At 53.4% G+C, this 22,461-nt stretch carries 11 protein-coding genes; 8 read left to right on the top strand and 3 right to left on the bottom strand.

The window, feature by feature from the left end:
* Positions 1-353: 353 nt before the first annotated feature.
* From CRP01_RS34215 to CRP01_RS34205, 3 genes are all read left to right on the top strand, one after another.
* Entirely contained in the window at positions 354-3,257 is a 2,904-nt protein-coding gene (locus tag CRP01_RS34215) for a T9SS type A sorting domain-containing protein (protein WP_143473658.1), read from the top strand.
* Between the two features lie 54 nt (positions 3,258-3,311).
* The gene (locus CRP01_RS34210) at positions 3,312-6,476 is read left to right on the top strand and encodes a WD40/YVTN/BNR-like repeat-containing protein (RefSeq protein WP_099154585.1); all 3,165 of its coding nucleotides are present in this window, start codon (positions 3,312-3,314) and stop codon (positions 6,474-6,476) included.
* 109 nt (positions 6,477-6,585) lie between these two features.
* Positions 6,586-7,410, top strand: a complete 825-nt coding sequence (locus CRP01_RS34205; RefSeq protein ID WP_170110661.1) for an AraC family transcriptional regulator — start codon at positions 6,586-6,588, stop codon at positions 7,408-7,410.
* A 49-nt stretch (positions 7,411-7,459) separates the two neighbouring features.
* Here the strand turns inward: CRP01_RS34205 and CRP01_RS34200 are convergent, their stop codons facing one another.
* On the bottom strand, positions 7,460-8,341 hold the full coding sequence (locus CRP01_RS34200; RefSeq protein WP_099154583.1) for a DUF1295 domain-containing protein: 882 nt from the start codon (positions 8,339-8,341) through the stop codon (positions 7,460-7,462).
* A gap of 366 nt (positions 8,342-8,707) precedes the next feature.
* Between CRP01_RS34200 and CRP01_RS34195 the strand changes: the two genes are divergently transcribed.
* Positions 8,708-9,439: a lysoplasmalogenase gene (locus tag CRP01_RS34195; protein ID WP_099154582.1), complete on the top strand. Its 732-nt coding sequence runs from the start codon at positions 8,708-8,710 to the stop codon at positions 9,437-9,439.
* A 105-nt stretch (positions 9,440-9,544) separates the two neighbouring features.
* On the opposite strand, the gene CRP01_RS34190 is transcribed toward CRP01_RS34195, so the two are convergent.
* Positions 9,545-10,300 carry an SDR family NAD(P)-dependent oxidoreductase gene (locus tag CRP01_RS34190; RefSeq protein WP_099154581.1) on the bottom strand — a complete coding sequence of 252 codons (756 nt, stop codon included), beginning with the start codon at positions 10,298-10,300 and terminating at the stop codon, positions 9,545-9,547.
* Positions 10,301-10,457: 157 nt separating this feature from the next.
* Between CRP01_RS34190 and CRP01_RS34185 the strand changes: the two genes are divergently transcribed.
* Positions 10,458-13,838, top strand: a complete 3,381-nt coding sequence (locus CRP01_RS34185; protein ID WP_099154580.1) for a ThuA domain-containing protein — start codon at positions 10,458-10,460, stop codon at positions 13,836-13,838.
* An 80-nt stretch (positions 13,839-13,918) separates the two neighbouring features.
* Here the strand turns inward: CRP01_RS34185 and CRP01_RS34180 are convergent, their stop codons facing one another.
* Positions 13,919-14,491: an L-threonylcarbamoyladenylate synthase gene (locus CRP01_RS34180; protein ID WP_170110660.1), complete on the bottom strand. Its 573-nt coding sequence runs from the start codon at positions 14,489-14,491 to the stop codon at positions 13,919-13,921.
* 826 nt (positions 14,492-15,317) lie between these two features.
* On the opposite strand from CRP01_RS34180, the gene CRP01_RS34170 reads away from it, so the two are divergent.
* From CRP01_RS34170 to CRP01_RS34160, 3 genes are all read left to right on the top strand, one after another.
* Entirely contained in the window at positions 15,318-17,570 is a 2,253-nt protein-coding gene (locus tag CRP01_RS34170) for a PKD domain-containing protein (RefSeq protein WP_233752812.1), read from the top strand.
* Between the two features lie 341 nt (positions 17,571-17,911).
* Positions 17,912-20,935, top strand: coding sequence for a SusC/RagA family TonB-linked outer membrane protein (locus CRP01_RS34165; protein WP_099154577.1), 3,024 nt, complete (start codon positions 17,912-17,914; stop codon positions 20,933-20,935).
* 11 nt (positions 20,936-20,946) lie between these two features.
* Positions 20,947-22,350 (top strand): RagB/SusD family nutrient uptake outer membrane protein, encoded by a 1,404-nt coding sequence (locus tag CRP01_RS34160; RefSeq protein WP_099154576.1) that lies wholly within the window; start codon positions 20,947-20,949, stop codon positions 22,348-22,350.
* The last annotated feature ends 111 nt before the right edge of the window (positions 22,351-22,461 follow it).

The following is a 22,461-nucleotide window of genomic DNA, read 5'->3' as shown; positions in this document are numbered from 1 at the left end:
TAACAATTTCCAGGCGCTCGGCCTTAGTAAAGCGTTTTCGTAATTTTGCCATAATTCGATTTGTTGTTTAAAGATAGCAACTAACCGAATTCAACTGTCTAATATGATGAGGAATTCCATAGGTCACCCCATCTCCCCATCTCCAGGTCTCCCTCTCCCCAAGTCACCCCATCACCAAAGTCTCCCCCTCACCAAAGTCACCTTTCCAAATTCTCACATTCAACCGGGAATTTTTGTATATAAATTTTAAATGCACTATATTTCACTATCTGTAATACCAGTGAAACTTATTGAGCTCGTAGCGCTTTTCTCTCTTTCATCCCATCATCTTTTTCACTTTTTATCACGAGATCATGATAAGACTGGTACCTCTGTTATTTTTCCTGTTCCTAAGTTTGAATTTGCTCCAGGCCCAATACGCCTGTGATGCGGCCATCCACGTGGCAATTAGCGGAGTGGACAATGGCTCCTGCGGTAGTCCGCAGGCTCCCTGCAGAACGGTCAATTACGGCATTGGCCGGGCCCAGACGGACGGCCTAAGCGATGTTCGGGTCGGGCTGGGGATCTTTACCGAAGTGGTGGTCCTGGCCGACGGGATCAATCTATGGGGCGGATTTGATGCCGGTTCCGGTTGGACCAAAGGCGTCAACGACAAGACCACTCTGGAAGGAGCCCTTTACAATCCCGATGGACAGTGGATGACCCTAAAGGCCGCCAGTATCACTACCCAGACCATTGTGTCCGATTTCATTATCAAAGGACCTACAGCCGGCGGCTCGGGCATGAGTTCCTACGCGGTCTATGTATTGAACAGCAGCAATCTCCACATTCAGCATTGTGATATAGAAGGCGGCCCGGCCTCAGACGGAACGGCGGGCACTTCGGCCACTAATGCGACCCAAACTCCCGCTCCGAATGGTGCGCCGGGAGAGGACGCAGCAAGTTTCACCTCCTCCTGCAATACCACTCGTGAACCGGGCGGTGCCGGAGGTGTAAATACGCTCATAGGCAATAGTTATAAAGGCGGCGACGGTGGCGACGGTGGAAGTATGGATACTTCCTGTAGTTTCGGCTTCTGCTCCAATTGCGATGCCACTGCCGGTGGTAACGGTACCGACGGATCGGGCAATCAGGGCAGTGGCCTGGGGAGCCGCGGTCTGGGTGGGCCGGTTTGCAGTGCCGGACAAAATGGTGAACAGGGCCTTACCGATCACGGTTCCGGTGGGTTAAGGGCGACTAATAATGGTACGCTTGCAAGTAATTTCTGGAACACTGGTACATCCGGCTCTGGCGGGCTCGGCTCGAATGGCGGCGGTGGCGGCGGCGGTGGCGGCTCCGGCGGCTGCGATACGGGAACGGATGATAAAGGGGCCAGTGGCGGTGGCGGTGGCGCCGGCGGAGTGCGTTGCGAAACGGTCGGTCAGGGCGGCGAACATGGCGGCAGCAGCTTTGGTGTTTTTGCGATCAACTCCGATCTGGGACTAAAAATGGTACTGTTGTCGGGAGGAAGTGGTGGCGACGGGGGCAATGGCGGCAACGGTGCGCTTGGCCAGCCGGGAGGAGCCGGCGGGGATGGAGGACTGGGCACCAGCGATACCGGCCCCGGTGGAGATGGCGGTAACGGTGGCCGTGGTGGGAGTAGCGGTGGTGGTGCCGGTGGTAATGGCGGCTCGGTGGTGCACATTTACGCCAACGGCAGCACCATCGTACGCGATCAAGTAACCATTGAAACGAACGCCTCCTCGGTCGGGAATCCGGGAACCGGTGGTGATACGCCGCTCAGTGGCAAAGGAAACAACGGGATCAGTGGCTCCCTGGAAGGGACCTTTGGGGATAATATTTTCAGCGCCCTACTGGCGGATTATGAGTCTCCCTGTCTTTTCCAGTTGCTTCCGTTTGCTCAGAGTGTTTATTGTGCGGGGGAGAACCTCCAGATTAACTGGCAAACGACTTCCGATATTGATTTTATCAATATTTCGCTTTCGCTGGATGGCGGTAGTAATTACGATCTGATTGCCGAAAATGTGCTGGAAGATATGGGGACTTACAGCTATTTCATTCCCGCATCGCAGGCCGGGAGCGAGCAGGCTGTTATTCGCCTGGCGGATGCCCTTCCCGGCGGAGAGGAACTGATCAGCCCGGCATTTACGATCGGTGCCCTGGATACGACCTACATTCAGCAGACCACCTGTCTGCCGGAGGAAGTAGGGGAGGAGACACTCACGCTGACCAGTCAATACGGCTGTGACAGTACCGTGATCGTGACCACCACGCTGGATCAGAAAAATACGGAACTGGAAGCAGAGATCTGTGCGGGAGAGAGTTATGCTTTTGGTGGAAATAATCTGACCGTAATGGGCACCTATGTAAATGTACTGGTCGCTGAGAATGGCTGTGACAGTATCGTCACCCTGCAACTGACGGTGTTGCCGGAGCTCAGTGAAATGATATCCGCAGTTATTTGTGCGGGTGATACCTATGAGTTCGGTGACTTGATGCTAGATATATCGGGAACCTATCAGGAGACTTTTACCGCAGCGAACGGATGCGACAGCCTGGTCGAACTGAACCTTTCCGTCCTGCCTACCGATGAGGTGGACATTTACGAAGAGATCTGCGCCGGGGAGAGCTATAACTTTGTAGGGCAGGTGCTGACCGTCTCCGGGATCTATAGCGAGACATTTATCGCCAGTAACGGATGCGATAGTACGGTCAATCTGCATCTTACCGTTCTGGAAGAATTTTCTACCCTGGACTTCACCGGCGATATCCATTCGGGCGCTTATCTGGCCAGCGGACTGATCACGGCCAACGGTACCGTCGCAACGGACTCTTCCGTTACCCTGATCTCCGGCGAGGCGGTCCATCTGACCGCCGGATTCCACGCCCAGCCGGGCAGTGATTTCAACGCCCGGATCGGTTTCTGTCCGGATCCTGAAGCGTTTATTGCTCCGCTTCCGGGAACCAACAAAATAGAAATGACCTCCGGGAACGGTCAAAGCATTTTCCACATCCATCCGAATCCATTCCGGGACCGTTTGGTGCTTGATTACAAATTGGAAGAAGATACCGCTCTGGAGATCCAGCTACTGGATCTGACGGGGCGCGTGGAGCGGCAGTTGATACCCTCCGGCCTCCAGGCGGCAGGAAACTATCAGCGCTCCTGGGAAGGTCTGGATCTTCCCGCCGGGATCTACTTCCTACGCATCCGTTCCGGCCGGGAAGTGAAAAGTATAAAGGTGGTGCGGATGAGATAAGTCAAATAGCTATCTTTGGTGCCAACCATCTACGGTTTCAAATCAAAGACTAGTATGAGACATATCTTTCTTTCCCTGCTGATGCTGGGCCTTTTGGTCTCCGTTAGCGGGCAGCGCAACGCACAGCCGGACACCGAAAACAGCCTGAGTGATTATTTTCAACCCGTGAAATGGCGCAATATCGGGCCTTTCCGCGGCGGTCGTTCCGTGGGTTCTTCCGGAGTTGTCGGTGATCCCCTGACGGTTTATATGGGCACTACCGGTGGCGGACTTTGGAAAACAGAAGACGCCGGCCAGCATTGGGCGAATATATCCGACGGCTATTTTCAGACCGGTTCGGTGGGAGCGGTTGCCGTTTCCGAAAGTGATCCTCGGATCGTTTATGTGGGAATGGGCGAGCACGCTGTACGTGGGGTAATGACTTCCTACGGAGATGGCGTGTACAAGTCCTACGATGCGGGCAAGAGCTGGACGAAAATGGGGCTCGAACTGACGCGGCAGATCGCCGGGATCGCTATTCATCCGCAGGATCCGAACATCGTTTACGTAGCCGCCCAGGGGGCACTGAACGGACCGAACGAGGAACGCGGGGTATACAAAAGTGAAGACGGCGGCAAAAGCTGGAAAAAAGTCCTTTATGTGGATGCCCGGACGGGCTGTGCGGATATCTCTATGGATATGCACAATCCGCAGGTCCTTTATGCGGTCATGTGGGAGCACCAGCGTTTGCCCTGGAAGGTGATCAGTGGCGGTCCGGGAAGTGGCTTGTATAAATCCACAGACGGAGGCGAAAACTGGGAACAAATAGAGAACGGATTACCGGAAGAACTGGGCAAAATGAGTGTTTCGGTTAGCCGGGCCAATCCGGAAAAAGTATACGCGCTGGTCGAAAGCGATACGGAAAAAGAACAGGGTGGGCTTTTCGCTTCCGAAGACGGAGGTGCGAGCTGGAGCCGGGTCAGCAAAGACCACCGACTGGTGCAGCGGGCCTGGTATTATATTGAAGTATTTGCCGATCCGCAGAACGAGCATATAGTGTATGTGCTGAACGCTCCGGCCCTGAAGTCCATTGACGGAGGTAAAAGCTGGACTACACTTGGGGGCACCCACGGCGACTACCACGATCTCTGGATCGATCCCGACAATAATAAACACCTGGTGATCTCCAATGACGGTGGAGCGGCGATCAGCTTCAATCAGGGGAATAGCTGGTCGACTCAGGATAATATGCCCACTGCCCAGTTCTACCGCGTCAATGTCGATAACCGGTTTCCCTACCGGATCTACGGAGGGCAACAGGACAATTCTTCCGTAGTGATCGCGAGCCGGACCACCAACAGCTACGGCATTTCGGAACGGGACTGGAATATATCGGCCGGTGGGGAGAGTGCCTTTCTGGCTTTCGATCCGGACAATCCCCGCTATGTACTCGGGGGCAGTTATCAGGGTGCGATCGAGGCGCTCGACAACCAGGTCGGAGACGGCACCCGGATCATGTCCTCCCCTATCCAGTATCTGGCGATGGACCCGAAGGATATGAAATACCGCTTCAACTGGAACGCGCCGATAATCTGGTCCCAACACGAACCGAATACCTTTTACCACGGAGGGAACATTCTGCTGAAGACCCAGGATCTGGGCAATAGCTGGCAGGAAGTCTCGCCCGATCTGACCCGGAATGAAATTGAAAAGCAGGGTAAAGGCGGTGGCCCTTACACCAACGAAGGCGCCGGCGGAGAAAATTACGGTACCCTGAGCTACGTGGTAGAATCACCCCACCAGGCGGGCGTGATCTGGGCCGGCAGTGACGACGGTCTGGTCAGTCTGACCCTGGATAATGGAGCGCACTGGGATAATGTAACGCCGCGGGGCCTCCAGGAGTGTCTGATCAATGCCATCGAGGTATCTCCCCACGATCCGGGCACGGCTTATATCGCTACAACCCGTTACAAGTTTAATGACTTTGCGCCGGGACTTTACAAAACCACGAATTACGGCGAAAGCTGGACCAAGATCAGCGACGGTATTCCGGATGGTGCCTACACGCGGGTGGTACGGGAGGATCAATCCCGAAAAGACCTCTTATACGCAGGCACCGAACTGGGGCTGTACATTTCCTATAACGGTGGCCGAAACTGGACGCCTTTTCAACTTAATCTTCCTATTGTACCCATCACCGACCTGATCCAGCGGCACGATGATCTGATCGCCGCTACCCAGGGCCGGTCTTTCTGGGTATTGGACAATCTGGACCCCATCCGGCAGTACAACGCCTCCCGGGAAGGGGTCGTGCTGTATCAGCCCGAACCGAGCTACCGTGTTGGCGGGGGGAGTGAAATGGACAGCAACGGTGGCGACGGCAAGTCGGATCAGGGAGGAGTAAATCCACCTACCGGCGTGGTCATTTATTACCAGTTGCCGGACCTGGCTGATTCGTCCAGGGTGGAACTCATCATCCGTGATGCCGCAGGTGATCTGGTGAGAAAGTTCTCTACACAAAAAGATCCCGATTACCAGGGTTACCCGGGTTCGCCCGCTCCGGATCCTACGCTTTCCAAAAAGGCCGGACTGAATCGCTTCGTTTGGAATATGCGCTATCCGACCCTGCAGGATGCGCCCCAGGCTTATATTGAGGGCAGTTACCGGGGCCATAAAGCCATACCCGGCAGCTATAGTCTGGAATTACGGGTCGACGACAACACGGAAAGCACATCTTTTGAAATACTGTCCAATCCAAATATCGAGGTAGACGATGCGCTTTACCAGCAGCAGCACGAGATCCTGCAGGCGACCGCAAAGGCCGTCAACGAAATGCACACCATGGTGAACGAGCTGGGAGATATGAAGCAGCAGATTAAGGATGTAACGGATCGTCTGGAAAGCAAAGAGGCGTACCAGGAACTGGTGAAACGGGGGCGGGACCTGGTGGATAAGATCACCACCTGGGACGGCGAGATCATCCAGCGTAAGTCCCGGAGCTATGATGACGTGATCAACTTTCCCAATAAATTATCGGCTGAATACCTGTTCCTGCGCGGGCAGATCGACGACCAGATCCCCATCGTCACCCGGCCGGTACTCGAACGCCTCCAGGTGCTGGATGACCGCTGGGCAGCGCTCAAATCGGAAGCCCTGCAATTGAAGGATACGGAGGTGAAAGCCTACAACCAAGCGCTGCTGGATGCCGGATTGGGGCCGATCATTATGTGGAAGCGGTGAGTGTTTCCTATTAGATAGGCACAAATGGCGGCTACATCGAAAAAAAGGAAATTACTGCTTTTTAGATGAGAACTTCCGGTACAATCCCCTGGTGGATAAATACCGAAAGATGGATCATTACCGCAGTTTTCGTTTGGGCCCGGCGCTCAGTCCGTACATTGACTGTGTATGGGCGGAGAATTTTTTCGATCAGCCGGACAACGGCGGTCGCTTCCACCTCATTGTACCGGATAATTCGGTCGAGCTGGTTATTTCCGAGCATCGACTGGAACGGCATTCGGCCGACGGAGCCGTCGTGCAACATTTTACCAGCCACCTGACCGGACTGAAAACCCGGCCGCAACGCATAAAACTTGACCGGAGTTGCCTGCTCTCGGTTCGGTTTCGGCCGCACGGACTGGCCCGCCTCACGGGAATGGATGTCCGGGAATTCGTCGATCGGAATTTCGATCCGGAAGCGATCTTCGGCCGAAGTTTTCGCCTGCTGGAGGAGGCATTGGTGGAAACAAAAGACTGGCAGGCAAGGCTGGATCTGATCGAACGCTACTTTTTAGCCATGCTCCACCGTAATCCATCCCGTCGGGACCGTTTGTTCGATCATCTTTTATCCAGTCTGGAGGCCGGTAAAGGACAATTACCCATCGGCGAACTGGCAAATAAATTCAACGTATCCATTAAGACCCTGGAGCGCAAATGTTTGCAGCATTTGGGCGTAAGCCCGAAAAAATACAGCCGCCTGGTCCGTCTGTTCCAGGCATTAAGTACGGATAGTCCGGCTTCCGGCCTGAACCTGACCGATATTGCTTACCAAAACGGCTACTACGATCAAATGCACTTCATCAAAGAGGTTAAGCATTTTACGGGAATGGTGCCGGGGAATTTCTTCCAGCGGGACCGGGGCATTCAGCAGGCCATTTTCAACCGCAGTCAGTAGTCCAGATCACCGGTTTTTCCCACTTCGAAATTCAGGCGCTATGCTCATTTCATTCCAGGATCTTTTTCAGATCGGGGATCAGTACAGGCGTCTCGGCTTTGTACTGTTCGTATCCGGCCTGTCCACCCCATTTTTCGTCCGCCTTTTTTTCCAGAGGAGGGATACCACTGATCCTGGTGAGTAGCAGCGTTATAAATACCGGGGAGATCAGGGTGACGTACTGCCAGCCCTGTAGCACGGGAAAGGCGATGATGGCGATGCCGGTCCACAGTACGATCTCGCCGAAATAGTTAGGATGCCGGGATAGGGACCAGAGGCCCGAACGGATAAAGCGATCGTGGTTTTCCGGCTGTTCCCGGAAGCGGCTTTTCTGGTAGTCGGCGATCACCTCAAAGGTAAAGCCGAACAGCCAGACCAATGTGCCCAGTATCCCCCAGATGCCGAACGCTTCCGTCCGGATCGAGGTCATAGCGGCCAGGGCAGCCGCCAGGGAAAAAAATACCCAGAGCCCCTGGAGGGTCCAGGCCAGGAGAAAGCGGGAGAACGATTGCTTGATCTCATCGAAGCGACTGTCCGATCCGCTACTGTGAATGCGCAGGAACAAAAAACTCCCCAGACGTACGGACCAGATGGCTACCGCCGCGGCCAGTACCCAGGATCGGGTATCCGGAGCGGGGCCCAGCCAAATAGCCAGAATGATCAGCGTGAGAAAAGTGAAACTGCCGGTGAGGTCGTAAAATCTTTCCGTTTTCAACAGATAGGCGGGGATGAATGCCAGCCACTGGATGCCGATACTCACGGCAACGCAAAGGCCAAAAAGCGGCAGGCCGAATGCGGATACCCCATTTTGACTACCGGCCCAGGCCAGGCCCAGTGCCGCCAGCAGGGATACAGGTAGGGCCATAATTGCCTGCACAAAGGATCGGTCCATTTTTTACAGGCTAAACAGTGGAAGCGGCCGTTCTGTTCAACGGATCATCCGGTCGATGGTGCTCCGTCTGGCAAACTCAATTTTGCCCCGGAATCCGGACGAATTACCGTCCGCTATAATCGTCTAAATGGCGACTTTAAATTATATTGCCCCGATAAATAGATCGTCTTTTCCCAGCATCCCTTTGAAGTGAAAATTGTATCTGCGGTGAGGAACAAGCTTGTGGGGCTGGTAAAATGGAAACAACTCCTAATTGCCAAGCGCATCCACGCTCTCCGAAGTTTCAGGTGGTCCACCTCCCGAAGATCCTGCACACCCTTGAACAACACCGGCATTGAATATGACCTAACTTAAACACCTAAACCTATGCCCGGCATCAACCAAAACAGTGCACACCACTTTTTAGGACTTTTCCTGCTTTTTTCCCTGGCGAATCTGGGGGCAATGATCACTGCATCCAGTAGTGATAACTATCTGACCAAACCCTTCCTGATGATTTGGCTGGGGTGGTACGCTTACGCCAGACTCCGCCCCCTGCGCACCGCCAGTGCCAAATGGCTGATCGTCGGTCTGGCCTTTTCCTTTCTCGGGGATACCTTTTTGATGTTTGCGGATGGTCGACCTTCCGGCGGACTTTTCTTTTTGCTGGGCCTTTCGAGTTTTCTGCTTACCCATGTCGCCTACTGGCTGGCCTTTCATTACTGGCCCGGGCAGCAGCGGGGCCTTTTATCCGAGAGACCTTTATTGGCCTTGCCTTTTCTACTTTATTGGGGAGTGATGATCTGGTTGTTATGGCCCTTACCGGCGGGCATGGAAGTACCGGTGCTGATCTACAGTGCGGTCATTCTCATCATGGCGGCGAAGGCTTTACAGATCGGACCCAATCTATTGCCCGGTGATCAGCTGATGCTGCTGGTAGGAGCGATCCTGTTCGTGCTGTCGGATAGTATCATTGCCATTTCCAGGTTTACGGACTGGTTGCCGGATTGGCCCGTGGTCATCGGCTGGGCGATCATGATCACTTATCTGGGTGGACAGCTACTGATCGTCATGGGCGTAACCCGTTCGCTGAGCATGAAGTTATCGGGAGCTGAATGATCTGGGGAGCCCCTCTTCTTAGGCACCAAAGCGGGCGCGAGGATCGAAATCAGCCCGATGGTACTTTTCGCCATCGGGCTGATTTATGTGGTCGCCGCCGTCAATCTACTGGGCGAGGTAAGCGCCGTCGATGGGGTAGTACGATCCGCTGACGAAAGAGGATTGGTCACTGGCCAGCCAGAGGACCAGTTCGGCTACTTCTTTCGATTCTCCGAGTCTGCCGATCGGATGCAGCTGCGCGATCATTTCCAGTTGTTCTTCCTCCAGATTTTCGGCCAACAGCGGGGTTTTGATGAAACCCGGACCGATGGCATTCACGCGGATACCCTGGCCAGAGTATTCCAATGCGGCGTTTTTGGTCAAGCCCACTACTCCGTGTTTGGCGGCCACGTAGGCGCTGCTGTTGGCAAATCCAACCTGCCCCAGAATAGAGGCCATGTTGATGATCTTACCGCCACCGCTTTCCAGCATGGCGGGGATCTGGTAACGCATCCCGTAGAATACGCCGGAAAGATTAATGGCGATCACCTTGTCCCAGGATTCGATCGGATAGGCTCCGACCGGGGCGCTTTCTCCACCGACACCCGCGTTGTTAACCGCAATGTCCAGGCGCTTGAAAGCCTTGATGGTTTCCCGGACGGTGCGTTCGGCATCTTCGGGTTTGGAGGTGTCGGCGGGTACGAAGATCGCCGCTCCGCCACCGGCTTTGATCTGGTCTACGACGGCTTTACCGCCCGTTTCATCGACATCCGATACGGTAATTTTAGCACCCCGCTGGGACAGTAAAAGAGCCGATGCTTTCCCGATACCGGAAGCACCTCCCGTTACGATCGCAACTTTGTCCATTAATAGCTTATCCATAGCTCTTTTTTTATTAAAAACAACCGGCCATTTGGGTAGTTTTGGTCTACACCCTGTTAATTTGCCAAACCTAATTTTATTCGGTTTTTCCTAAAAAATGCCGTAACTAAAGTAACTTCGCAAGTTCAAACGAAAAATCATCATACAAAGGATTAAAATGAAACAACTGACTTTCTGGGCATTGCTTCTCACCGTTTTGTGGAGTAGTTGCTCAGCTCCGCAGCGCGAAAAAAATGTATTGCTCTTTTCGCACACCCAGGGCTACCGGCACCAATCTATAGAAGCCGGCATCGAGGCCATCGAAAAGCTGGGCCAGGAAAATGGATGGACGGTAGTCGCTACCGAAGATCCCACTCAGATCACCGAGGAGGTACTCCGCGATTTTTCGGCGGTCATTTTCCTCAATACTACTCAGGATATTTTGGATAACGCCCAACAGGCGGATTTTGAACGCTTCATTCAGGCCGGCGGCGGTTTTGTGGGTATCCACGCCGCTGCGGATACCGAATACGACTGGCCCTGGTACGGCGAACTGGTCGGTGGCTGGTTTAAAAGTCACCCCCGTACCCAGGAAGCAACACTGGAAGTAGTAGACGATAGTCATCCGGCTTCCCAAAAGGCCGGTCTGGGCAAGGTGACCCGTACCGACGAATGGTATGACTACAAAAATTTCGATAAGGAAAAAGTCAACGTCCTTATGGTGTTGGATGAAAGCAGCTACGAAGACGGCGGCATGGGCGATTACCACCCGCTGGTCTGGTACCACGAATTCGACGGCGGCCGGGCTTTTTACACCGGCATGGGGCATACGCCCGAATCCTTCGAGGAAGCATTTTTTCTGGATCATCTCAAGGGCGGGATCGAATGGGCGATCGGCGACGATCAGCTGGATTACGCCCGGGCCCATACCCTCCGCGTGCCCTTTGAGAATCGTTTTGTAAAGACCGTGTTGGTCTCCAACCTGAACGAACCGATGGAGTTCGATTTTCTGCCCGACGGCCGGGCGATCATCGTGGAGCGCAAAGGAGCTATCCGCATCTGGGATCCGCAATCCAATGCCACGGATTCACTGACGTCTATTCCCGTTTGGGATGAATTCGAAGATGGACTGATGGGCGTTGCCGTAGCGCCGGACTATCCGGAATCCAAGTGGGTGTACGTGTATTACGCTCCTCCGGGCGAAGAATCCATCAACCAGATCTCCCGCTTTAAATTCGACGGTACTACCTGGGATTTTGCTTCCGAGCAGGTCATTATGAAAGTGGAAACCCAACGGGTCACCTGCTGCCACTCCGGTGGATCGCTGGAATTTGATCGGCACGGCAATCTATTCCTGTCCACCGGAGATGATACCAACCCCTTTGCTTCCGACGGCTTCGCTCCGATCGACGAGCAGTCCGGCCGGGAACCCTGGGACGCCCAGCGTACTTCCAGTAATACAAACGACCTGCGCGGTAAGATCCTGCGCATTCACCCGGAACCGGACGGCAGTTACACCATTCCGGAAGGTAACCTGTTCCCGGAAGGAACGCCCGATACGCGGCCGGAGATCTTTGTGATGGGATGCCGGAACCCCTTCCGCATCTCTATCGATCAGAAACGCGACTGGCTGTACTGGGGAGACGTAGGGCCGGATGCCGGAAAGGACGGCGAGATGCGCGGACCTAAAGGCTACGACGAGATCAACCTGGCGAAAAAAGCCGGCTACTACGGCTGGCCTTATTTCCGGGGAGACGGCAAGGCCTATAACGATTACGACTTCGCTAAAAAACAAAGCGGTGAACCGTTCAATCCGGAAAACCCGATCAACGATTCACCCAATAATACGGGACTACAGGAACTGCCGCCCTTCACCCCCTCACTGATCTGGTACTCCTACGACGAGTCCGAGGAATTTCCCTGGGTGAAAACCGGCGGTAAAAACCCGATGGCCGGTCCGGTCTACTACCAGGATCAATTTGCCGGAGTGGAGAACCGCTATCCCGAATATTTTGACGGCAAGCTTTTCATTTACGAATGGATGCGCAACTGGATCTTTGTCATCCACCAGGACGAGGAGGGCAAATTTATCCAGGCCGATCCCTTCGTTCCGAATATGGAATTTTCCCGACCGATGGATATGGTCTTCGGACCGGACGGAGCGCTGTATGTGCTGGAATACGGCCAGACCTGGTTCGCGCGCAACCAGGATGCCCGCCTGTCGCGGGTGGAGTACGTCAGCGGCAACCGGGCTCCGATCGCCCGCATCACGGCGGATAAACCGGCGGGTGCAGCTCCCCTGACGGTGGCCTTCTCGGCGGAAAAGAGCGAAGATCTCGATCGCGAAGGGCTCACTTACGCCTGGACGTTTGAAGGCGACGCGGTCCAGGAGCGTACAGCGGATGCTTCCTATACTTTTGAACAGGCCGGAATCTATCCCGTAAAGCTGCAGGTGACGGATGAAAGCGGCAATACCGACGAAACCACCGTGGAGATCCAGGTCGGGAACGAGGCTCCGCAAATCGTATGGAAGCTGGACGGAAATCAATCTTTTTACTGGGATAAAGCTACCATCGATTACGAAGTAGCGGTAACGGATAAGGAGGACGGATCGCTGGCGGACGGATCGCTGGATGCTTCCAGGGTAAAGGTCTCTATCGACTACCTTCCCGAAGGTTATGACGTAGTGGAAATGGCGATGGGGCACCAGACTGCCGATGATCAGCCGATGGGTGCTTTTGCCAAAGGCCAGCAACTGATCGATGGTTCCGACTGCAAAGCCTGCCACGCGGTCGACCGCAAGGTGAACGGTCCGAGCTACCTGGAGATCGCCGAGCGTTACGCCGAGGAAGACGGCGCTACGGCTTATCTGGCCGAAAAGATCATAAAAGGCGGTGGCGGTAAATGGGGCGAAACGGTAATGTCCGCGCACCCGCAACTGACCCTGGAGCAAACGACAACGATCGCGGAATACATCCTCTCGCTGGCCGGCGACGGGGAAGGGCAATCAACCTTCCCGGCCAAAGGGGCGTTTGTGACCAATCTGCACGATAAGGACAATAAAGAGGGCGCCTATATCCTGCTGGCGACCTATGCCGATAAAGGGAACGGAGCGATCCAGTCGATCACAAGCCAGGAAATGCTGGTGCTGCGCTATCCGAAGCTGGAAGCCGAACGCTACGATCAGAAGAGCAACGGTACCAAGATCGGTTCGGTGCGGGACCGGAACGACGGTATGGTCGATCTGACCAATAATCAGTATATCGCCTTCGAGGGGATCGATCTCACGGGAGTCCAGGAGATCACTTTACTGGCCCAGGTAAAGGGGAGCGGAAAAGTAGAACTGCATCTGGACGGGAATGAAGGAAAACTGGCGGGCTCAGCGAGCCTGACGGTCACGGAAGGTGACGAATTGCAGACTTTTACGATTACACCGGAAGCTACGGGAGGAAAACATGACCTGTACTTCGTGTTCAAAAACGCCGGTGATAATCAGGTAAATGCGGCCCTGGATCGGGTCAATTTCAGCCCGGGATCATCGCTGCTTTCAGCAAAATAGATCCGGCCTGTAGCCGCTGGGAGCCGAAAGTTACGGGGCAACCGCACCGGTCCACCCGTAACTTTCGGACTTAGCGCAGCTTACTCCCGCAAAAACTCCAGCTCATCGTCCGGTGAAAGCCGGATCATGACCGAAGGCTGACCACTTTTTTGAGCGGGTACATCCAGACCCACCACCAGGTCGGCGGAAGTGACCACATCCGAATTGATATTACCGAAATGGGCCGGTAGCCGCGTCCCGTCAAAAGTGGCAAACATGGAGGCGATTGGCCCGCCAAATGCCTGGATCAGTTGACGGCAGTAGTTGTCCTGTACCAATCGGAAGGCAACGGGAACATCCGCGTCCCGCAGTTGTACGGGCAGGCGATCCATATTGGTGACCTGAATGGCCAGGGGCTGGACGTGATACAACAGCAGCGTTTCCAGTTTAGGGTGTAGTCCGGGAACATATTGCTTGAGCATTTCCAGGGAATCCACCAGGATCTCTACCGGCTGGGGTGATTCTACCAGATGATAGAGCCGAAGCAGCCGAAGAATGGCCACCGGGTCCTTGGCGTCGGTCCCGATGCTCCAAATGGTGTCCGTAGGAAACAAGATCAGACCACTGTTTCGTAAAGAGGAAAGCGCATCTTCAAGAGGGTAGTCCGGAACCATAGACTTTCTAACGTTTGTAGACATCAGCATCATAAACACGTAAATTTTAGGATAGGGCATTAGCACGAAGCTATTATCCTTATCGTTCCTTTAAATTACAAATTGCTTTTGGGAAACGCAGATAGAATCACTCCAATCTGGAATGACACACAAAAAAGGGATGAGATTTATGAATAAGGGACAAACTCTGAAGTCGAGCGGCCGAAAGTTATTGAAGCATCGTATATATATTCCGGCTACTCATTGTGTAATTTCAACAGCGATGGGAAAATTGGGGTTGACTTTGTGATCAAATACATTCCTAAAACTCATTTTTGGGCATGGTATTGTTTGTTAAGGGTGCAAATTTTGCTTTTTTCTACCGGGGAGTAGTACATTTCAGAAATTTTAGCCCTTATCTTTTCGTTGAAATTGTCCGGGCTTATGGTTCTACCCGCCCGGGATCGGTACGTTGCCGAAAAAGGGAGAAAATATCCGGAATGCTGAAGCACTATCTGGTTCAAGATCAGGCCAGGATCAGTTAATTGGGTAATTTTCTCCGGCCGGAATATTCGCGAAAAAAATGTCGCCCGGCGTGCATAGCCAAGCTTCCTTACTACCAATTGTTCTAAACCCTGCTATTTTTATTTATGTTAACGTGAGGATTTAACGAATGTATGCTATAACTCGATTTATGATCAGCCGCTTCGCAAAGGACGAAAGCCCGGCGCAATACGATTGCTGCCCGGCATTCAGCACCGATACGAAGATGGAGTGTATCTTACCCCCTGCTTACTGCACCCAAAGCTCTGCTATTGTAAATCCCACATCCAATACTACCAATTAAATGAGGAAACTATTTTTTTTACCGCTGGCCCTGATCTTCTTTTTATGTCCTGACCAGTCCCAGGCCCGCCACATCGTCGGGGGAGGGATCACCTACCGCTATCTGGGCAACGACCGCTATCAGTTCACCATGAAAATGTACCGGGATTGTTTTTGTGTGGAATGCGCACAGTTCGACCCTCGTGCGGAGATCGGTGTGTATCGCTGCGGTAATGAAGTGGATTGCGGGAACCTAAACCAGGCCCAGACTTTTGCCCGGGCCAGTGTCAGCCTCACCCGCCAGGGATCGGTAGATGCACCGGATTACCCCTGTTTGATCCCACCCGATGTCTGTGTGGAAGAAGGGGTTTACATCTGGGAAATGGAGCTGCCCAAAACGACGGAAAGTTATTTCGTGGCCTACCAGCGGTGTTGCCGGAACGTCACGATCAACAATATATTTTCACCCCAGGCCACCGGCGCCACCTATATGGTGGAGATCACTCCGCTGGCTCAGCAACTGGAAAACAACAGTCCGGTATTTGACGAATTTCCGCCCATCGTCATCTGTGCGGGGGCCGAACTGGATTTTGACCACTCCGCAACGGATGAGGACGGCGATCAGCTGGTTTACGAATTCTGCAGCCCGCTGGATGGTGGGGAGAACAATCTGGATCAGCAGTTCCTGACCACCTGTGATGGCGCCGCACCGGCCCCGGCCTGCGCCCCGCCTTACCAGCAGGTGAGCTTCCGGGCCCCGGACTTTACACCCTTTATGCCGCTGGGGGAAGGCGTCAATCCCGTTCGGATCGATCCGAGGCTGGGTATCATCACCGGCGTTCCGGAAATACTCGGACAGTTTGTGGTGGGGGTCTGCGTGTCGGAATACCGGAACGGCGAATTGCTCAGTAAGGTCTACCGGGACTTTCAGTTTAACGTGGCCAGTTGTGATCCGCAGGTAGTGGCGGATGTGCGGGAAGATTTTCAGATCGCCGATCAGGAATTTGTCATCAATTCCTGTGGGGTCAACACGGTTACTTTTGAAAACCAGAGTTACCTGGAGCAATTCATCGATCACTTCGAATGGCGTTTCGACATCAACGGCAATACGCAGATCATCAACGAATGGGATCCGACCGTGACCTTTCCCGGCGTGGGTACCTATACCGGTGAATTGCGGCTCAACGAAGGCACGGATTGCGGCGATACCGCTTTCATCAAAGTGAACGTCTTTCCGGATATAACTGCCGATTTTTCCTATGAATACGATACCTGTGTAGCGGGGCCGGTCAACTTTATGGACCTGTCGGCCACCGGAAGTTGCTGCCTCACGTCCTGGAACTGGCAATTTGGGGAAGGGGGCGTTTCGAATCGACAAAACCCAACCTACAACTACCGCATACCGGGTAACCTGCCCGTCACGCTGACGGTGCGGGATACCAACCAGTGCGTGGAATCGGTTACCAAAAATCTACCTTATTTCCCGGTGCCCGGGCTGATCGTGATCGCCCCGAGTGCCTTCGACGGATGTGCGCCGGCCGAGATATTTTTCGATAATCTTTCCTTTCCCATCGATACCACCTACGATATTGACTGGAGCTTCGGCGACGGGGGCAGTAGCTCGGCGATCAGCCCGTTCTATACCTACGAAGATCCGGGGACCTATACGGTGGATGTGACCATTACCTCGCCCATCGGTTGTGAAACGGATACAACGTTCGGTGAACTGATCACGGTGCAACCCTCGCCGGAAGCGGGTTTTTCCTTTACCCCGGAAGAGCCGAGCAATATTCAGCCCACGGTCTATTTTCAGGATGAATCCAGCGGGGCGATCGCCTGGCGGTGGGATTTCGGTACGAATTTCAATTCCAATCTGCCGAGTCCGAATTATACCTTCCCGGATACCGGCCGCTACGTGGTGAGCCAGATCGTTACCCACCAGAGTGGATGCCAGGATACAGCGACGGCCATCATAGATATTTTTCCGGAAGTCCGGTATTTTCTGCCCAATGCTTTTACGCCGAATAACGATGCCCGCAACGATGTGTATATGGGCGAAGGCCTGATGGAAGGGGCCACCAATTTTAAAATGACGATCTGGAATCGCTGGGGAGAGCTGGTATTTGAAACGGAAGATCCGGAAGAAGGCTGGAACGGCCGCAAGCTGAACAACGGTCAGGATTCGCCGAATGGGGTCTATGTGGTTATGGTGAGTTACAACGAACCGAGGGGAGATCTGATCGAACTCAAGGGCTACGCCACCCTTATTCGATGACGTCCTGCCGGTGCCGGACAGGACCTGGTGAGACCTTCGAAAAGCATCGCTAATTACGCGCTATTTTGGTAACTTACAATTTTTGTTTTGTAAAAAAGGAGACAAAAATCAATTTATTTTCTGCCTCTGGTTACGGTATATTTTCCAAAAAACAAGCTGTTTCCTTAACTAAAATTTTGTGAGGCATATACTTACTTTCGTTTTATTCTTTTTGGCGTATAATCTTTGTCTAATTGGTAAGCATTCGAAAGGTATAATAAGGTAACGAAGCTTTTTTTAAAATAACCTATGCTCTATTTTTAGGGGGACTAAGCTTGTCACTCACTAAAAATTGAGACTAGATGAAAAAAGCATTACTCTGCATTATGCTGGGGTTCCTGGCTAGTGCAATGTACTCGCAATCAACGGTTAAGGGTACAATCACTGATGAGTCCGGAGAGCCGCTTCCAGGGGCGACCGTACTCGAGAAGGGCACCATCAACGGTACCGCTACCGATCTTGATGGAAATTACATTCTGAGCGTTTCTACCGCTAATGCTATCCTGGAAGTTTCCTACACTGGTTTTGAAAAGAAAGAAGTTGCCGTCAGCGGCAGAGGAACTGTCGATGTTTCCCTGGCTTCCGCAGCTATCGGTATTTCCGAAGTAGTTGTTGTAGGCTATGGAGAGTCGCGTAAAGAGGGACTCACTGGTTCGGTCCAGTCGCTGGGCTCCGAGAAGCTGGAGCAGGTTCCACTGGCTTCCATCGAACAGACCCTGCAGGGTAACGTAGCCGGTCTGCAATCCGTAACCGGTAACGGTCAGCCGGGGGCCAACGTACAGATCCGGATCCGCGGTCAGGGATCTATTTCCGCCTCCAGTGAGCCGCTATACGTGATCGACGGTATTCCGGTAACTGCCGGTGACCTGACCCGTACCAACACCACGGCCAACACCATGGCCTCGATCAACCCGAACGACATTGAAAGTATTACGGTACTGAAAGACGCATCCTCTACGGCCATCTACGGTTCCAGAGGTGCAAACGGTGTGATCCTGATCACGACCAAATCCGGTAAAGAAGGAAAGCCAAAAGTGGCACTGCGCACGCAGTACGGTTTCAACGACTGGGCGGTTACTGACAACCGTCGCCTGAAACCACTGACAAGTGAACAGTATACCGAAATGTTCATCGAAGGTTGGGTCAACCGCGGCGAAACGGTTGAAAGAGCAATTGAGCGCTTTGAAGGATACTACGGTGACGCCGTAACCTTCGGCGCTAATGGAGAGATCCAGCAGGTCAATGTAGAAACCGACTGGGTAGAAGGCATTACCCGCGTCGGCCAGAACCAGAGCTACGACCTGAGTGTACAGGGTGGTACGGATAAAGTGAAATACTACGCTTCTGCCGGTTACTTCAGCCAGGAGTCTCCGATCATCTATTCCGGTCTGGATCGCTACAACTCCCGCCTGAACATCACGGCGGAGATTCTGCCGGGCGTATCTATCTCGAACAACCTGTCTGTCTCTTTCCTGAATCAGAAGGGAATGAGTAGCGGTAGCGGCTGGGCCAACCCGATGTACAACGCCTACTTCCTGGCGCCGGTTATTCCGCTGTACGACGAGCAGGGCCGTTTTTACGGAGATCACAAGAGTTTCTTCATGGGCGGTAACAACCCGGTGGGTAGCTTGTCCGGTGACGATACCCGTGAATTCGACCAGATCCGTATGATGGACAACCTCAGCGCGGACTGGGAGATCGTAGACGGTCTGACCTTCCGCTCTTCCTGGGCGTTTGACATCATCAACATCGAAGAGAATTTCTTCCGGAACGGTCGCTACGGTGACGGTCGGAACGTAGGCGGCTACGCCAACGAATATTACCGCAACCAGTTGAACTGGATCGGTACCCAGACGCTGAACTACGCTACGTCCTTCGGTGAATCGCACAATATTTCTGCTCTGGCGGGGTACGAATCACAGAAAACGACCACGAAAGGTATCCGGGCTTCCGGTGAAGGGTTCCCGAACCCGAACCTGCGGACGCTGGCCAGTGCGGCCACTCCGACCCAGGCCAGCAGTGATATTACCGAGTATTCTTTCGAATCGGTATTCTCCCGCCTGGATTATAACTTCAACTACAAGTATTATCTGAGTGCCTCTATCCGTAGAGACGGTTCTTCCCGCTTCGGTTCGAACAACCGTTTCGGTACCTTCTGGTCTTTAGGTCTGTCCTGGCGTCTGGATCAGGAAGAATTCCTGCTCGGATCGGAAACGATCACCCAGTTGAAACTGAGAGCGAGTTACGGTACCAATGGTAACGCCGGTATTGGCAACTACGACGCCAAAAGCCTCTTCGGTTTCGGATTTGACTACGACGGAACCGGTGGTGGTGCCGTGACCAACATCGGTAACCAGGACCTCACCTGGGAGACTTCTACCAACTTCAACGTTGGTCTGGACTTTGGCCTGGGTAACGTACTTTCCGGTACAGTGGAATACTTCGAGCGGGAATCCGACAACCTGCTGCTGAATCGTCCGATCTCCGCGACGACCGGATTTACCTCACTGACGCAGAACTTCGGTGCCATGAAAAACTCCGGTATCGAACTTACCCTGAACGCCGCGCTGGTAGAGACGTCTGACTTCCAGGTATCCGTAGGTGGTAACATCTCTTTCCTGAAGAACGAGATCATTCGTCTGGACGAAGAGATCATCGACGGTACGAAGATCCGCCGGGAAGGACTGGACTTCCAGTCTTACTACCTGTACCAGTGGGCCGGAGTTAACCCGGATGACGGTACGCCGCTGTGGTACGTGGACGAAAGCATGACGGAAACTACCGGCAACTTCAGTGAAGCCAGCCGCGTGGTAGACGGCAAATCCGCTACGCCTGATTTCTTCGGTGGTTTCAGCACGTTCTTCCGCTATAAAAACCTTTCCCTGGACGGACAGTTCACCTTCAGCTGGGGCAACTACATCTACGACGCAGAAGCCCGCTTCCTGCAGGGTGACGGTGCACTGACTCCCCGGAGCCAGACCCACCTCAACCTGAGCCGCTGGGAAAACCCGGGTGACATGACCGATGTGCCTTATTTCCGCTGGGGGGGTAACAACAACAGTAACGCTGCGAACATGACCCGTTGGTTGTTTGACGGTTCTTACGTTCGTCTGCGGAACGTGACTTTGGCTTACGATCTGCCGGCCAGTGCCCTGCAGGGTATCGGTCTGTCCAGCATCCGGGCCTACGTTCGCGGGACCAACCTGCTGACTTTTGTCAAGGATGATCGTCTCTACCACGATCCGGAAGCACAGATCAGTGGTGTGATCAGTTCTCCGGTTCCCAATCTCAAAACGATCTCTTTCGGCGTTGATTTTGGATTCTAAAACAACAAATAATGCAAAACATGAAGTTTATCAATATAAAAAGCCTACTGCTGGTAGGTTTCCTGAGTTTATTCAGCTGTAGTAAAGAGTTCCTCGAACTGGAACCCTTTCAGTCCGTGGATCTGGAAACGGCCATCGAAACGATAGAGGATTATCAGGCCGCCGTACTGGGTACGTATTCCGGTATGCAGTCTTCCAACTACTACGGCCGCTACTTTGTACTGGTGCCGGATGTAATGTCCGACAATGTTAAACAGAACAGCCAGGCCAACCGCGCTCAGTTGTTCTCCGACTTTGCTACCAACGCCACGGACGGTATCGCTGCCGGTATGTGGAACACCATCTATAATGTGATCGCCCGTGCCAATACGGTGATCAATGCCGAATCCGATATTCCCGCGGCCGTACAGGACGATCGGGATCAGCTGATCGGTGAAGCTTACGCTATCCGGGCACTGGCTCATTTTGACCTGGTTCGTATGTTCGCCCAGCACTATGGGTATACCGATGCGAACAGTCATGAAGGAATTCCCATCGTAACGGTTTTCGATAAGGATTCCAGACCCTCCCGGAACACGGTAGCGGAAGTATACAGTCAGGTCGTTAGTGATTTCATGCAGGCTATTTCCCTGCTGAATCAGGATCCGGGTTCCGCCCGTATCTCCGAAACGGCGGCCAAGGCCCTGCTCGCGCGGGTGTATCTCTATATGGGCAACTATTCTTCCGCCGAAACGCTGGCTACGGAAGTGATCGAAAGCGGTGATTACTCCCTGTTGTCTACGGATAACTACGTGGATGCCTGGAGTAGCGGCAACTCTTCGGAGACTATGTTCGAGATCGCTTTCAGCGAAGTAGATAACAACGGTTCCGACGCCCTGGGCCGGATGTATATCGTAGAAGGCTACGGAGATTATCTGCCGGCGGGAGATCTGCTGGATCTCATTCCGGATGACGACGTAAGATGGGGATTGTTCAAAACGGACGAAAACCTGAGTGGCGAGTACGGAACCGTACGGGTGGATAAATACCCGAACCCATCCGTACAGAACAATACTCCGGTGATCCGTTTGTCTGAGGTATACCTGATCCGTGCGGAAGCCCGCGCCCGTACCAATGACGAGGCGGGAGCGATCGCCGATCTGGACATCATCCGGATGCGGGCGCTGCCCGATGCCGCACCGACTACGGCTAGCGGCCAGGATCTGATCGACGCCATTCTTACCGAAAGAAGGATCGAACTGATGTTCGAAGGCCAGCGGCTCTGGGACCTGATGCGGACCAAGCAGGATCTGATCCGGGATAATTGCACCAACTCTACCTGTAGAGTGGATTATCCGGACGATCGCTTCATTGCTCCGATCCCGCAGGCGGAACTGGATGTGAATGAAAATATGACGCAGAATCCGGGATTCTAATTCCGTTCGGCTCATTAGCATCTTAAGGAGGTAGAGAGACTTTGAATGTGCACTTTGAGGTGTAATATTTTAAGTTTCTCTACCTTTTTTTATAAAATATACTTACCTTTG

Source organism: Flavilitoribacter nigricans DSM 23189 = NBRC 102662 (assembly GCF_002646595.1).
In the GTDB taxonomy this organism is placed as follows: domain Bacteria; phylum Bacteroidota; class Bacteroidia; order Chitinophagales; family Saprospiraceae; genus Flavilitoribacter; species Flavilitoribacter nigricans.
Note: the sequence above shows the minus strand (reverse complement) of the source record. Positions and strands in the feature narration are given on the sequence as shown.

Bases quoted from the DNA above. Each gene is read 5' to 3' on its own strand.
- CRP01_RS34205 (WP_170110661.1), top strand. From the start codon at position 6,586: ATGGATCATTACCGCAGTTTTCGTTTGGGCCCGGCGCTCAGTCCGTAC.
- CRP01_RS34170 (WP_233752812.1), top strand. From the start codon at position 15,318: ATGAGGAAACTATTTTTTTTACCGCTGGCCCTGATCTTCTTTTTATGT.
- CRP01_RS34215 (WP_143473658.1), top strand. From the start codon at position 354: ATGATAAGACTGGTACCTCTGTTATTTTTCCTGTTCCTAAGTTTGAAT.
- CRP01_RS34190 (WP_099154581.1), bottom strand. From the start codon at position 10,300: ATGGATAAGCTATTAATGGACAAAGTTGCGATCGTAACGGGAGGTGCT.
- CRP01_RS34195 (WP_099154582.1), top strand. From the start codon at position 8,708: ATGCCCGGCATCAACCAAAACAGTGCACACCACTTTTTAGGACTTTTC.
- CRP01_RS34165 (WP_099154577.1), top strand. From the start codon at position 17,912: ATGAAAAAAGCATTACTCTGCATTATGCTGGGGTTCCTGGCTAGTGCA.
- CRP01_RS34210 (WP_099154585.1), top strand. From the start codon at position 3,312: ATGAGACATATCTTTCTTTCCCTGCTGATGCTGGGCCTTTTGGTCTCC.
- CRP01_RS34185 (WP_099154580.1), top strand. From the start codon at position 10,458: ATGAAACAACTGACTTTCTGGGCATTGCTTCTCACCGTTTTGTGGAGT.
- CRP01_RS34180 (WP_170110660.1), bottom strand. From the start codon at position 14,491: ATGGTTCCGGACTACCCTCTTGAAGATGCGCTTTCCTCTTTACGAAAC.
- CRP01_RS34200 (WP_099154583.1), bottom strand. From the start codon at position 8,341: ATGGACCGATCCTTTGTGCAGGCAATTATGGCCCTACCTGTATCCCTG.
- CRP01_RS34160 (WP_099154576.1), top strand. From the start codon at position 20,947: ATGCAAAACATGAAGTTTATCAATATAAAAAGCCTACTGCTGGTAGGT.